Origin of the sequence: Pseudomonas sp. JAI115, assembly GCF_014200835.1 — a bacterium.
Classification (GTDB): domain Bacteria; phylum Pseudomonadota; class Gammaproteobacteria; order Pseudomonadales; family Pseudomonadaceae; genus Aquipseudomonas; species Aquipseudomonas putida_A.
On the sequence record NZ_JACHCY010000001.1, the window covers coordinates 316,012 to 331,310 of the forward strand.

The window sequence follows — 15,299 nt, forward strand, 5'->3', positions numbered from 1 at the left end:
CACAACTCTCAAAACCACCACCGACCCCTTGTAGGAGTGAGCCTGCTCGCGATGACGGCATGTCAGGCGACAACCATTCTGAATGGACTGACGCCATCGCGAGCAGGCTCACTCCTACAGGGAATGTGCGGTGTTGCTTGGAATTGGGACAGCAGGTTGGTCTCAAACGATCAAAGATTCTGGTAGCGGTTCATGTCCAGCACGCCCTCTTCCACCGGATCGGTTTCGTGGAGGTATTGGCTCAGGTCGTGGAAATAGAACCAGAATTGCGGATGACTGCGGCGAATCCCCCAGCGTTCGACGATTTTCTCGAAACGATCGGCATCCTTGGCATTCTCCATGGCATCGACAAACTCCGGCACTTGTTCGGCTGGAATGTTGAAGATGAAATTCGGATAGCTGCTCAGTACGCCCGGGTAGATGGTCAAGGTGTCCAGCCCTGGCTGATAGCGCAGCGACTCGCCCAACAGGAACGCCACGTTACTGTGCGCACGGTTGCGCAGCAGGCTGTACATCTCGCGTTTGCCGCTGCGAGATTCGATGCGCAGCATGGTTGCTTCCGGCAATTGGTCGATCACCTTCAAACCGCCGGCCGGACGCGAGGTCAGGCGACTCAGCGCCTGCTCGGCGTTCTGTAGCGCCGGGTCGATATTCGGTCGCGAGCAATAGGCGCCGTCACAGCGATTGATCGGATCCGGCCGCGCATTCAGGTCGCCGTAACGCGCCAGCAACTGCATGGCGAAGTCGTATTTCGGGTCCTTCGGATCGAGTTTCAGCGCGGTCGGTTTGTCGTCGTCGATCGCCTCATAGTCGAGCCACATCTTGAACTGGCCGCTGCTTTGGTACCAATCGTCGAGGTAGTCCTCGCGGGAATCGGCCGGCATCAGGCGCAGGAAGTTCTGCTCGGCGCCGTTGCGGATCAGGTCGAAATACAGACGGGTCTGCGCCTGATGGGAGACGTTGCCGAACACATCGAAGTTGACCGCCAACTGATAATAGGTGCGCTCCAGCAGTGGATAGTCGAACAGCCACAGGGTCTGTGGCACTTCGCCGATCAGGCCTTTGGTCACCGACGCACTGTCGAAGTGGCGGAAAATGCTCAGCAGCGCGTTGTCGTTGCCGGCCCACAGGGTTGACCAGCTCGGAGCCGGCAGTTCGGCGTAACTGTCGCGGCGCAGGGCTTCGTATTCGTTGCGCTTGTTGCGGTAGTTGTGCCACAGGCTCAGCACACTGCCGACGTCGTCGTTCTGCCCGGGCATTGCCAGCAACGGCGTGGCCTGGCCGCGATAGTTGGGGTCGGTGATGTAAAGATCATGTTCCGGCGCCTGGAACAGCGCCCAGAAGTTATCGCGGATCACATCCGTCGCAATCTGCCCACGGCACACCGGCCCGCGAATGAAGGTGCGGACGAAGTATTCAGCGTTATCGAGCATGAACTGATAACGCGCCTGCGCCGGAATCGCCTCGAAGGTGGCGAACGGGTTGGCTCGGCTCTGCGGGCCGTAACCCGGCAGCGCGTTGACCTGCCAGTTGCCGCTGTAGAACAGACTCTTGACCCGCGCCATCTTCGCCGCACTCAGCGGATAGGTGATGTGGGTCTTGTGCACGATCACCCCTTGCACCGGCCACAAGCGGTAATACACCTGAGTGCCCGGATCGTCATTCGGGCGGCGGGTGGCGATCAGGTCGATCGGCTGCCCTGTCGGCGTGCGCGAACGCACCCACTGGAAGTAGTGCCCCGGCTCACCGTCCTTGAAATAGATATGCGCGAGGAACCAGTGTTCGAACAGCCAGCGCCCGACCAGACTCTGCCGCGCGCCCGGCGCATTGAGCAGGTTTTCCCACTGGACGATTTGCAGCGCTTCTTTGGCGCTCGGCGTCAACCCCTGCTCGTCGATCGGCGCACCGGACGCCAGCCAGCGCTGCAGGGTCTGGTATTGCTGATCGGTCAGGCCGGTCACCGCCAGCGGCATGCCTTCTTTCGGGTGGGCGCCGGCATAGCCGTCAAACTCGGCGGGCATCGCGCACATGTTTTCCCGTTGCAGGCCGAGCACGATGTCTTCCGGCAGCTTGGCATTCGGGGTCAGCGGGGTTTTGTGGCCCAGTTCCAGCATCCGCGCCATCAGCGCCGCCTGGCTGCCCTGGGCATCGAGTACTGAATAAAAGCCCTTCTGCTGCCAGGCACGTTTGCCGAAGGCGTCGTAGAACAGCCGCGTGGTCGGCGCCGCCTGAGTGCGTTCGCCGTCGTAGACCGGCATCTTGCTTGCGCCCCGCCCTGCGCCTTCGCCGCTGCCCAGATTGAGCTGGCACGCCGAGTCGTAGCAGGCATGGCAGGCCACACACTTCTCGGTGAAGATTGGCTGGATGTCACGCGTATATGAAATAGAAGGTGAGATCGCGGGTTCCTGCGCAATGGCGCCCCAGCTTAAGAACAGCAAGAAAATGCTGATGACGCGGTACGACATGCCCATGATCCCGATCGTGAAAAAAACGCCCGCGATTCTACAGTATGACGCTCGTACCAACATGAACGATATTCATGCAAAAGCAGCACGTGCTCCAAAAGCGCACAGGTTTGTTATGATCCCGGCCCTTCGTCATGGTCTTTTCGAGTAGTCCCAATGTCCGATCGCAGCGTCCGCCTTCAAGCTCTCAAGCAAGCCCTCAAAGAGCGCATCCTGATTCTCGACGGCGGCATGGGCACGATGATCCAGAGCTACAAGCTCGAAGAGCAGGATTATCGCGGCAAACGCTTCGCTGACTGGCCGAGTGATGTCAAGGGCAACAACGACCTGCTGGTGATTACCCGTCCGGACGTGATCGGCGGCATCGAAAAGGCCTATCTGGATGCCGGCGCCGACATTCTGGAAACCAACACCTTCAACGCCACGCGCATTTCCATGGCCGACTACGGCATGGAAGAGCTGGCGTACGAATTAAACGTAGAAGGCGCGCGACTGGCGCGCAAGGTGGCCGACGCCAAGACCGCCGAGAACCCGGACAAGCCGCGCTTCGTCGCCGGCGTACTCGGCCCGACCAGCCGCACCTGCTCGCTGTCGCCTGACGTGAACAACCCCGGCTACCGCAACGTCACTTTCGATGAACTGGTGGAGAACTACACCGAGGCCACCAAAGGCCTGATCGAAGGCGGCGTCGATCTGATCCTGATCGAAACCATCTTCGACACGCTCAACGCCAAAGCCGCAATCTTCGCCGTGCAAGGGGTGTTCGAAGAGCTGCACATCGAACTGCCGATCATGATTTCCGGGACCATCACCGATGCGTCCGGCCGTACCCTGTCGGGCCAGACCACCGAAGCATTCTGGAACTCGGTGGCCCACGCCAAGCCAATCTCGGTCGGCCTCAACTGCGCGCTCGGCGCCAGTGAGCTGCGCCCCTACCTGGAAGAGCTGTCGAACAAGGCCAGCACTCACGTTTCCGCGCACCCGAACGCCGGTTTGCCGAACGAGTTCGGCGAGTACGACGAGTTGCCGGTGGACACCGCCAAGGTCATCGAAGAATTTGCCCAGAGCGGTTTCCTCAACATCGTCGGCGGTTGCTGCGGCACCACCCCGGGCCATATCGAAGCCATCGCCAAAGCCGTCGCCGGTTACGCGCCGCGACAGATTCCGGACATTCCCAAGGCTTGCCGCCTGTCCGGTCTGGAACCGTTCACCATCGATCGCAGCTCGTTGTTCGTCAACGTCGGCGAGCGTACCAACATCACCGGTTCCGCCAAGTTCGCCCGTCTGATCCGTGAAGACAACTACACCGAAGCCCTGGAAGTCGCCCTGCAGCAGGTCGAGGCCGGCGCGCAGGTGATCGACATCAACATGGACGAAGGCATGCTCGATTCGAAGAAGGCCATGGTGACCTTCCTCAATCTGATCGCCGGTGAGCCGGACATCTCCCGCGTGCCGATCATGATCGACTCCTCGAAATGGGAAGTGATCGAAGCCGGTCTGAAGTGCATTCAGGGCAAGGGCATCGTCAACTCAATCAGCATGAAAGAAGGCGTCGAGCAGTTCATCCATCACGCCAAACTGTGCAAACGCTACGGCGCTGCGGTGGTGGTGATGGCGTTCGACGAAGCCGGCCAGGCCGACACCGAAGCGCGCAAGAAAGAAATCTGCAAACGCTCCTACGACATTCTGGTCAACGAAGTCGGCTTCCCGCCGGAAGACATCATCTTCGACCCGAACATCTTCGCCGTGGCCACCGGCATCGAAGAACACAACAACTACGCTGTGGACTTCATCAACGCCTGTGCCTACATCCGCGACGAGCTGCCGTATGCGCTGAGTTCCGGCGGCGTGTCCAACGTGTCGTTCTCGTTCCGTGGCAACAACCCGGTGCGTGAAGCGATTCACTCGGTGTTCCTGCTGTACGCGATCCGCGCCGGCCTGACCATGGGTATCGTCAACGCCGGTCAGCTGGAAATCTACGACCAGATCCCGCAGGAGCTGCGCGACGCCGTCGAAGACGTGATCCTCAACCGCACACCGGAAGGCACCGACGCCCTCCTCGCCATCGCCGACAAGTACAAGGGCGACGGCAGCGTCAAGGAAGCCGAGACCGAAGAGTGGCGCAGCTGGGACGTCAACAAGCGTCTGGAGCACGCGCTGGTCAAGGGCATCACCACCCACATCGTCGAAGACACCGAAGAGTCGCGCCAGTCGTTCGCCCGCCCGATCGAAGTCATCGAAGGCCCGCTGATGTCCGGCATGAACATCGTCGGCGACCTGTTCGGCGCCGGCAAAATGTTCCTGCCGCAGGTGGTGAAATCCGCCCGCGTAATGAAGCAGGCCGTGGCGCATCTGATCCCGTTCATCGAACTGGAAAAAGGCGACAAGCCGGAAGCCAAGGGCAAGATTCTGATGGCCACGGTAAAGGGCGACGTGCACGACATCGGCAAGAACATCGTCGGTGTGGTGCTGGGTTGCAACGGCTACGACATCGTCGACCTCGGCGTGATGGTCCCGGCGGAGAAAATCCTCCAGGTCGCCAAGGAAGAGAAGTGCGACATCATTGGCCTGTCCGGGCTGATCACTCCGTCGCTGGACGAGATGGTCCACGTGGCCCGCGAAATGCAGCGTCAGGATTTCCATTTGCCGCTGATGATCGGCGGCGCGACCACGTCCAAGGCGCACACCGCCGTGAAGATCGAGCCGAAGTACAGCAACGATGCGGTGGTCTACGTGACCGACGCCTCGCGTGCGGTCGGTGTCGCGACGCAGTTGCTGTCCAAGGAACTCAAGGCCGGTTTCGTCGAGAAGACCCGTCTGGAATACGTCGATGTACGTGAGCGCACCGCCAACCGCAGCGCCCGTACCGAGCGCCTGAGCTACGCGGCGGCGATTGCCAAGAAGCCACAGTTCGACTGGGCCAGCTACACGCCGGTCAAACCGACCTTCACCGGCACCCGCGTGCTGGACAACATCGACCTCAACGTTCTGGCCGAGTACATCGACTGGACGCCGTTCTTCATCTCCTGGGACCTGGCCGGCAAATTCCCGCGCATCCTCGAAGACGAAGTGGTCGGTGAAGCGGCCACCGCGCTGTACAAGGACGCGCGCGAGATGCTCACCAAGCTGATCGACGAGAAGCTGATCAGCGCCCGGGCGGTGTTCGGTTTCTGGCCGGCCAACCAGGTGCATGACGACGACATCGAACTGTACGGCGATGACGGCAAGCCTATGGCGCGCCTGCATCACCTGCGCCAGCAGACCATCAAGACCGACGGCAAGCCGAATTTCTCGCTGGCCGACTTCGTTGCACCGAAAGACAGCGAAGTGACCGACTACGTCGGTGGTTTCATCACCACCGCCGGCATCGGCGCCGAAGAAGTCGCCAAGGCCTATCAGGACGCTGGCGACGATTACAACTCGATCATGGTCAAGGCACTGGCCGACCGTCTGGCCGAGGCCTGCGCGGAATGGTTGCACCAGCAAGTGCGCAAAGAGCACTGGGGTTACGCCAAGGATGAGGTGCTGGACAACGACGCGCTGATCAAAGAGCAGTATTCCGGTATCCGTCCGGCACCGGGATACCCGGCCTGCCCGGATCACACCGAGAAAGCCACGCTGTTCACCCTGCTCGATCCTGAAGCCAGCGAAATGCGCGCGGGCCGCAGCGGCGTGTTCCTTACCGAGCATTACGCGATGTTCCCGGCGGCAGCGGTCAGCGGCTGGTACTTCGCTCATCCGCAGGCGCAGTACTTTGCCGTGGGCAAGGTCGACAAGGATCAGGTGCAGAGCTACACCTCGCGCAAAGGTCAGGAGCTGAGCGTGACCGAGCGCTGGCTGGCGCCGAACCTCGGTTACGACGAATAAGCGCAACGCTCAGTCCCCGGACCCGCCAGGGACTGACCGTTCAGCGGGTTTTACCCGCCTGACAATGGCCCGGATGTACCGGGCCGTTGTGCGTTGCCGGCAGACAAACCGATCCGTTCAATCTCCTCTCGCGACAATTCGATGAGCCTGGCATTTCGCGCGGCCGCCTGGTCGAACAACCTGCTCAGATACAGCGGATCGTCAGCACTCAGACCTTCGTCCTCGCCCTCCTCCATCAACTGCAGTTCATCCATTTGCCTGAACGCTTCGGGCTGCTGCTCCTTGAGATAGTCCAGCCAGTAATCGCGCTGGATCAGGTCCTCCAGAAATCTCTCGGAGCGTTCCGCGCTGACCACCTCGGCCCGCGCATTGACCAACTGCTGCGGGGTGACACCGGAGGCAAATTTCATGTTTTTCGGCTGCCCGGGCAACTCCAGTCCATCGTCCCAGCCCCCGGTCAGACCGATCCGGTAACCGAGGCGTACTTCGGCCTCGTCGAAGCCACTGCGAGCAGCCGCCGCTTTTGCCAGCTCATCGACCTTGTCCAGCCGAAACAGCTGCCGCGACAGCGACAACAAGGCCTCGCCGCGGATTCCCGGGCGGCCCGCCGGCAAATCGAGCAAGGCGTTGTAGGTGAAGACCTTACTCTCCAGACCACTGAACGTAAGGATGCGCCCGTCCACGCAAGTCCCGTGTGTGGACGAACCGGCGAAAATCACCTCGCGCAGCTCACTGTTGGCCGCCGCCGCTTCCATGACCATCCACACCCGTCGGGTCAGATCGGCGTTGGCCACGCGAAACTCTTGGGTGTCCTGCAATCGATCAAGCAAATGGAAGAATGCCGCGCTATCCGGTTCGGCAGCGAGTTGATCCCAGAGCTTGTCGCGTGCCAACGCCTGATCCGCCGGCAGATTCGCCAGCCACGGCGCTTTCTGTTGCGCATGGGCCTGTTCGCCCGGGAGGGTTTCGTCGGACTCGATGCTGTCGGTGGTTTCACTCAGCCCGCCGGCAACGTCGTCAGCCATTTCCTCCAGATCGGAACTGGAAAAACCAAGCACTCGCGGGCGGTTACCCGCAGCTTGATAGGTTCTGAGCCTTTCAAGCGACTCCTCCGACAGGTTGTAGTTGTCAGTCAGGTCGGTGCCGTCCATCAGCTCATCGTGCTGACCGTCCAGCGCCTGTTCGGGGATGGCGGTGATGTCGTTGCGACTGAGGTTGAGTGTCCGCAGGTGCTGCGCATCCAGCGTCCCGGCCGGCCATTCGGCCAGGTTGTTGTTGCGCAGATCCAGACTTTGCAAATGCTCGAAGTAACTGACGTCGAACGCATCGAGAGGGTTGTAGCTCAGGTCCAGTGCCTGCAGATGCTGCAGACCGGACAGCGCGGCATACAGCTGCTCGGTGTCACTGAAGTTGTTGCTGGCCAGCTCGAGTCGCTCAAGCTCCGGCATTTGCCCGACGACATCAGGCAGCGCTGCGAGCTCATTGCCACTGAGGGTCAGACTGCGCAGGCGGGTGAAAGCCTTGAGAAAGCCGTTGCTGCCCTCGGCCGTCACTCGTGTGCCTGTCAGGTTCAAACTGCCGACATGCCCAAAGTCCTCAGGCAGCGGCGGCAGATCGCCCAATTGCAGGCCGTTGAGATCCAGAACCGCATCGACCCCGGCAACCGATAACCGTGCGCGCCAGCAGGTGAGGATGCGCCACGCCGCCAGACTGCGTGATTGCGAGGAGATGACCCAATCGACGCCACGGGTTTCCCGGGTATACAGCCAGCCATTGAGTTGGCGAACGAGGGTTTCAAAGGTCTGACTCCAACCGGTGATCCGCTCGCTGATCTGCACTTCGGTCGCACCCTCATTGCGCAGCGCCTCGATCAATTGCGTGGTTTGTTCATCGGTAAGGGCCGGCTGCACTCGCTGCAGGTTCTGGCGCATCCGTGTCAGCCCGGTACTGACAGGTGCCTGCGTCAGCGGCAGCAACTGGCGGGCCACTGACAAACCGTTCTCCGCCGGCGGAAAAGTCGCCGGCACCGGCTGCCGGGCAAACGCATCCAGCGCGCCGGCAGGCAGGCCGAGGGTGTGCTCGAGCCGCAGTTGCGCCAGACGCAGTTCAGCCGACGCCGCTGCGGTCAGCGGCGCACCGGTCAGGTTGATATTGAGCAGTGCGGTGCTCTCGAGTACGGCAGGCGGCAGCGTGCTGATACGGGTGTCGCGCAGATCCAGCCACGCCAGTTGCGGCAGACCTTCGGCCCCTGTCGGCCACTGTTGCAGGTGCGTTGCCTGCAGGTCGAGGGCCTTCAAACGCTGCTGGCTGCCAACGTTCAGTTCGCTTAGCGGATTGTTCCGCAGATTCAACTGTTCGAGCGCAGGCAATTCACTCAATCCGCGCTCCAGGCCTGAAGCGTCGGTCAACTGGTTGTCGGCCAGATCCAGGTGCACCAGGCGAGAAAGGCTTTGCGACTCGATCGGCCATTCGTGCAAGGCATTGTCACTCAGATCAAGGGTTCGTACTTCGCTGAACGCACTGAGGAAACCGCGCATCTGCACGGCTGCAACGCGCTGGCCACTGAGCAGCAGCGTGCGTACATGCGCAAATGCGTCAGCGGGTAATGCCGGCAGTTCGCTGAGCATCAGCCCCGACAAGTCCAGGGTCGAAGCACTGATGGTCGCGTCGTAGCGTTTGAACATGCCCTTGCGCCAACTGGTTTTGAGGACATGGGCCAGGTTTGATCGCGCGACAAGTTCGCGCAGCGATTCTGCCGACACCACCACGCGCTGCTGCCACTGATTGAGCTGGCTATCCAGCGCAGCATATTGATCGCTCAAGGCATTGATCGCGGTGAAACGCTGCTGCTCGTCCGGCCATTGCTCGAAGAAACGATTGAACACCCCCTCGGGTGACTGATTCACGCCCTCGCCCAGGCGCCGCAACTCGCCGCGGCAATAATCCCTGACCATCGTCTCTCGATCGATCAGGTGTTCTGGATGGGTCTTGACGTATTCGTACACGCCCGTGAAGTTTTCCCGGGAGAATCTTGACCAGTCCAGCGACAGCCCCGACCAGAGTTTTCCATGCCCCTGCAACAGTGTTGCCGGCACGGTGCTGATTCCGGTGTCCCTGAGGTTCAGACGCTCCAGGGCCGGTAACTCCAGCGCACCCGCAGGCCAGTCGAACAATGAATAGGCGACGATTTCCAGTGTGCGCAGGTTACGCATGCCGCTGACGTCGAAGGCCAGCGGCTGATAGCTCGAGGTGCTGACACTCAAAGCTTCCAGCCGGGTCAATTGAGCCAGGCGTACCGGCATATCGGCGGCATAGGGCATTGCGCTGTAAAGCGTCAGGTCAGTGAATTCCGGCAAGGTCTGCAACACCACCGGCACGTTAGTGAACGCTTCTGCGGTGGCGTTGATGCGCAGCGCCTTGAGCCTGGGGAAATTGCCCAACAGTTCATCGACGTTGGCATCGGTGATGCACCGCCCCCTGACTCGCAGATCGCGCACATGCGAAAAATCCGCGGCCAGCACCGGCAACGGGTCGTCGCAGGTCAGATCGAGTCGTGCGGCACTCACGCGGCTATCGGCCAGCGGCGAATTGCGCCAGCTCTGCTTGAGGCTGCGCACCACGCTGGATCGGCCGCCGATCATCGACTCCAGCGTCGGCTCCGGGGCCGGCACACCTTCCCATTGCGCCAGCGTCGATTCGAGTTCCTGCCATTCACGCAGGCGCCTTTGCAACAGCTCGTAGATCTGCGCGTCAGTCCGCCCGGCGGCCAGTTGTTTGAGAATGAACCCGCCCGCCTGCTGATCCGTTAGCGCCGGATACACATCCTGCACGCGCGTCACCAGCAACGGATTGACGCCTTCGCCGCGACCGCTGGCGTAATAACCCAACCCGTGCTGGCGTACCCGCACCGGCGCCTTGAAGCGCTTCTTGTGGCCATGGCGTCTGCTCGCCAGTCGCGCCAGTTCGGCACGGTGTCGGGCCACATACCCGATCAGTGCCCGACGCAGTCCGGCGCTGCGCGTAACCTGGACAAAACCCAGGGCCTGTCGCGACTGATCGGGCAACGCATGGAGGATTGACGCAAAAAAGTTGTCGCCGTGACGCGGAACACTGTTGAGCGCTTCGCCGCGCTCGTTGTACGCCTGATAGACCGGCCCGCGCTTGACCAGATACTTGGTTTCGCCGGCACTTTCGCTGCCGACGCTGTCAATCAACGGCCCGTCGAGGCTACCTTCGCGCACCTCGAGACGCACCTCGTCCGACCAGCCCGGCAGTCGTTCCAAGGCGCGCAAGGCCAGCCATTGGCTTTCGCTGCCGCCGGTATTCTCCATGTGCAGGCCGGCGACCGCGTGGTTGAAGCGGCGCTGCCGGGCAAACTCACGGGAGATCTCCAGCAGGCGCAACGGCACCCGCTTGCCGCTTTGCAGGCGCGCCAGCTCCTCGGCGTTCGCCTCCAGCAGCACGCGGATTGCCGCCGAACTGCCCAACCCCGGTGTCGCGGCTTGCAGCCTGGCGATTCGCCGGTCGTTCAACGCGGGCTCGTCATAGAGCCTGTCGAACATCGCCGGTTGCCGGGTGCGCAGGTAATCGGCGATCTGTTTGCGCAGTTCCAGCGGCCGGGATTCGACCACACGCGCCGGCTCGGCGCCCAGCAGCCAACGTGTTTGCGGCTCATCCAGCGCGGCCAGAATACGCTCAGGCAATTGGCCGTCGAGCACTTCGGCGCGGGTCACCTGGATCGGTGTATGCGTCTGGCCCTCGATTGAGCCCGATTCCGCGCCGAACAGCCGGCTGGGACCCGACAACTGCGCTCCGCCGAAGACTTGCAGAATCTTTCCGCTCGGCCAGCGCGGCATCTGTGTGAGCATCGGCAGCGTCAGCAGATACGAATCATCCAGTCTGGTTCCTCGTTCGACCTGATCAATCAGCCGCCCGACCTGCTGCTCCGTCTCATACAAACGCAACGTGTCGGCCAGGGCCAGTGGCGCTGGCTGATGATCGAGGTGCATCTGACGCAGCGCCTCATCACTGACACCACTGACATCGGCGATTTCGAGCAGTTGCGCATCCGAAAACGCCTCAGTCGAATGCCCGATGCGCCGCAGCAGGGTCAGTCGATCCCAGCTCAGCGGTCGCTCCAGGCTGTGGCGCCAGGCCCCCAGTCGATTGTGCTCAAGGATCGGTTGATACGCGGCAGGATCATGCGGGTGGCGGATGCGCCAGCTTTTCAGGGTCTCGTCGTAGTGCGTCTGGTAGACCTTGCCCTGCTGGCGAATGAAGGTCTTGCCGTCGAATCGATACACGCCCTGCGCATCGGGCGCGGCACTCGCCGGCAGAACACTGTCACTGACGTAAGCATCGAGGTCAGGCTTCCACAGGCGGACCGAACCATCAGGTCGCTCGACCGGGTGCAAGTGCTCGATCACGGGCTCGGCGGAGGCCGCCTGGATTCGGCCAGCACCCTTGCCGATCGCGCCCATCAAGCCAATCAGCGCCAGGTTCTGCGCCACATCGACCAGATGCGCCTTGGCGGCCTGGCGATCACCTTCCGACCATTCGATGGCACCTTCGAATGATTCATAGAGCAGTTGCCCGGCCATCACGGTCATCATGATTTCGCCCAGTACCGGGACGAACATCGACACCATATTCAACGCCATCATGCCGAGTTCGAGCAGATGACTGAGTTTTTCTGCGCGTACCCGGGCGTCGACGTCTGCTGTGGGGACGGCGTGGGCCTTCGCATCGGCGATGAATTTAGCCTGGTGCTGCTCATAGAGGTACTGCCACAGATCAGTGTTGTCGGCCCAGATCCCGGCCGCGCCTTTGCGCGTGGTTGGCAACGGGTCGAGAAACGGGTCAGGCTGCGGCTCGCGCTTGCCGGGGGCTTCGGGTGGCAGCTCCTTGATCCGCGCGATGGTCGACAATGGCGGTATCAGCTGCGCGACCTTGACCCAGATCGAATGCAACGGATCACTCGGGGAGTCCACAGCCTTTTGGGTGAACTGACTGAAATAGTAAGGGCGGTCGGCATAAGCCACGAACTGACTGAAAAACTGCTGGTAAGCGGTCGGGCCTGGCGCGGAAGCCGTAGGGTCAGCAGCGGTGAACTTGCGTTTGAACACCTCACGCATCTGCGCCATGGTGTAGCGCTTGAGCGGGTGTTGTGGGTCATGGGGAATGTAGACGATGAACTCGTTGGTGTAGCGGTAGCGCTCGCTGATGCTGAAGACCACGCAACCGGTCATCCGCCGCTTCATCAGGCTCAGGTCGCGAAACCACACGGCCTTGCCGCCGAGCTGCGGATGGATCTGGCCGTCCACCACCGACAGAATCATCCGGTAGTCGGCGGGCTCGATGTCCTGTTTCAGCAGCGCCCATTCAGCGGCGGCACGCAACGCGGTTTTCTGGCTGGCAATGAAGTGCCGGCGCAAGGTGTCGGTTTTCTCGAAAAACGCTTTGATCCTTGCCTGATAACGGGCACCGACGTCCAGCGAACGACACAGCGTCAGAAACTGCCTGACCGTGATGCCGATGTCTACTGCCTGAAACTCGCCCGGGGTTGCCGTCTCGACCACGAAACCGGATCTGGCGTGATAGGCACCGGCTTCACATTCCGAAGCCTCGAAGTTGTGCAATGCCGCTTGCAGCAAGGGCAGCTTCAACACTTCGAACGTGGAAACTTCCACTTCCAGCACCCCGAGTTCGAGGGGCCGTCTGAGACACAGCAAGGTCTTGCCGAGATCGACCGTGACGTTGAACTGGTCCTTGAGTGCCTTGCCGAGCAGCGCCTGGGCAAATGCATCGACGCTTTCAAGGCCGGCCATGGTTCTGTCGAGTCGGCTCTGGGCGACAAAGGCCGCCGTGACCCGCTCTTTCAAGGCTTGTTGCTGATCATTCGGGAAAGGGTGATAGCCGTGCGCTGGCCGGGTACTGGCTGCTTTCATCGCGGCTCGCCGTGCGGGCGAAGCGGCAATCAGCCAATCGGGGATCAGCTGCTCCAGCCGCTTGCCGTGAAGGCTGGCGCTGACCGGCGTGCGGGGCAATGTCGGGGGATGAGTGGACATCCTGTCTCTCCTGAAAAATGGGAGGACAGGACACCATGTCCGCCACGGTGATCTGCGGTACATAGTTATCGTATTGGCGTGGACGTGTTACCGGACAAGTCATGAGCCCGCGTGCGACCACGGCACAACCCGCTGGATTGACTATGCTGTCGGGACAGCCTTTCGGACGGGGGATTTATGGACGATCCAGTCGACAACAAGCCACCGAGCTTCTGGCAGATGCTGCACAGCGTGATGGCTGCGGCATTCGGCGTGCAAAGCGGGAAGAACCGGGCAAGGGACTTCACCCATGGCAAGCCCAGCCATTTTGTGATCCTGGGGATCGGTTTCACCGCCGTGTTCGCCTTGACGCTGTTTGCCATCGTCAAACTGGTGCTGCATTTCGCCGGGGTCTGACAGGGTTCAGTGCATCAGGATCTGCAGGCTGAACGGGTAGCGATAGGACGCGGGACGCTCCTTGGCCGACAACTTGCGAAAACTCACGCCGTAATCCGGCGCGGCGCCCATGGCCAGCATTTGCTGTGCCTGATGCTTGTCGATCAGTTGCAGCAGCGACAGTTGCCGGTCACGTCCGCCATACCGGTCCAGATCGACGCCCTGATCGTAATCATGCAATTCCACCAGCGCCCAGCCACCCAGCGTGAAGTGACCGCCCACCAGCGCGCTCAAGCGTCCATCGACCACCGCCTGCAACGCCTCGGGTGAGGTATTGACCGCGCTGAACAGCACATCCTTGCCAGGGACTTTGCCGGCTTCGGCAAACGCATGCATCGCACCGAAGGCCATTTCATCATTGGCTGCCCACACCAGCGACACCTTCGGATAACGGCTGACCAGTTGCCGCGCCTGCTCGTAGGCACGTTGCCGGGTCCAGCCGCTGTACACTAGTTGCCGCAGTCGTACCTGCGGATACTCGGCCAAGGCGCGTTGCATGCCCTGCTCGCGCAATTGCGCTGACGGGGTGATCTTCAGGCCGGAAAACGCCAGTACTTCAATCTGTTCGCCCCGCGCCACCGGCGGATGCAGGCGAATCAGCTCCTTCATCATCAGGTAGCCGCCCTCCTCGTCATTCGGCACCAGGCTGCCGATGCGATCGGCACGCTCGCCGATCAGCGCCTGCTGATCGGGGGTGAGCACCGCGTTGACCATGAACAGCTTGACCCCGCTGCCCTCCGCCATACGCAGGATCTGCGGCGCCACGTACTGCTCGTTGACGAATACCAGATAGTCGGGACGATTCGGTCCCTGCAGGGCAACTCTGGCCTGAGCCAGGGTGAATTCCGGCTGGCGCTGGGAATAGAGAATCTGCAAATCGACGCCCAGGTCGCGGGCGGCCGCCTGCATGAATTGCGAATAGCTGACCCAGAAGGCTTCCTGAGTTGACCCAGGATTGAGGAACAGCACCGACTCGGCCCGGGCCGCAGAGCCGAAAACCGCACCGAACAGCAGAAGGCTGAGGTGGAAAAACTTCAACATGAATGATCCGGGCCCAAGGAAAAATGGCCGCGCATTATAGCCCCCTAATCAGCGGCTATTGACGCCTGATCCCGTTTTTTGTCCGACAATCGTCGGAAGCGGACCCGGATCGGTCGTTTACTGATGACTGACCCAGAATACCGCCGTCCCTACTACCAGAATAATCAGGAACAGAATGGCCCATGCATCGACACTGCTATCGCTTTTTCTTGCCTTGGTCGGATTGCTCATTGCATCGCCTCTTGTCGGTTTTATCGGTGATTGCAGAAAGACTCGATCACAGTTAAGACGATGATTGTCCCCGCGACAAATGTGGGTTAATCAACAACTATTCTCGTTAGGCGATTTGGTTCTTTACATATACTCAAACATCACTTTTGCGCATAACTGCAAACGGGTATATTGCCCCGGCTCCGTTAGGGAG

The 15,299-nt window shown here is 61.1% G+C and carries 6 protein-coding genes; 3 read left to right on the top strand and 3 right to left on the bottom strand.

Annotation, left to right across the window (positions count from 1 at the left end; genetic code table 11):
- Window positions 1-170: 170 nt before the first annotated feature.
- Window positions 171-2,465, bottom strand: a complete 2,295-nt coding sequence (locus tag HDC30_RS01420; protein WP_183780145.1) for a fatty acid cis/trans isomerase — start codon at window positions 2,463-2,465, stop codon at window positions 171-173.
- Here HDC30_RS01420 and HDC30_RS01425 point away from each other — a divergent pair.
- Window positions 2,365-2,616, top strand: a complete 252-nt coding sequence (locus HDC30_RS01425; RefSeq protein WP_177325655.1) for a hypothetical protein — start codon at window positions 2,365-2,367, stop codon at window positions 2,614-2,616. The genes HDC30_RS01420 and HDC30_RS01425 overlap by 101 nt on opposite strands.
- 5 nt (window positions 2,617-2,621) lie before the next feature.
- Entirely contained in the window at window positions 2,622-6,332 is a 3,711-nt protein-coding gene (gene metH / locus HDC30_RS01430) for a methionine synthase (protein WP_183780162.1), read from the top strand.
- 50 nt (window positions 6,333-6,382) lie between these two features.
- On the opposite strand, the gene HDC30_RS01435 is transcribed toward metH, so the two are convergent.
- On the bottom strand, window positions 6,383-13,399 hold the full coding sequence (locus HDC30_RS01435; protein ID WP_183780165.1) for an NEL-type E3 ubiquitin ligase domain-containing protein: 7,017 nt from the start codon (window positions 13,397-13,399) through the stop codon (window positions 6,383-6,385).
- A 177-nt stretch (window positions 13,400-13,576) separates the two neighbouring features.
- Here HDC30_RS01435 and HDC30_RS01440 point away from each other — a divergent pair, with 177 nt between their 5' ends.
- A complete protein-coding gene (locus HDC30_RS01440) occupies window positions 13,577-13,795 on the top strand; it encodes a DUF2970 domain-containing protein (RefSeq protein WP_025112547.1) in 219 nt (72 codons plus the stop codon).
- 6 nt (window positions 13,796-13,801) lie between these two features.
- On the opposite strand, the gene HDC30_RS01445 is transcribed toward HDC30_RS01440, so the two are convergent.
- The gene (locus HDC30_RS01445) at window positions 13,802-14,875 is read right to left on the bottom strand and encodes an ABC transporter substrate-binding protein (RefSeq protein WP_183780168.1); all 1,074 of its coding nucleotides are present in this window, start codon (window positions 14,873-14,875) and stop codon (window positions 13,802-13,804) included.
- Window positions 14,876-15,299 lie beyond the last annotated feature (424 nt).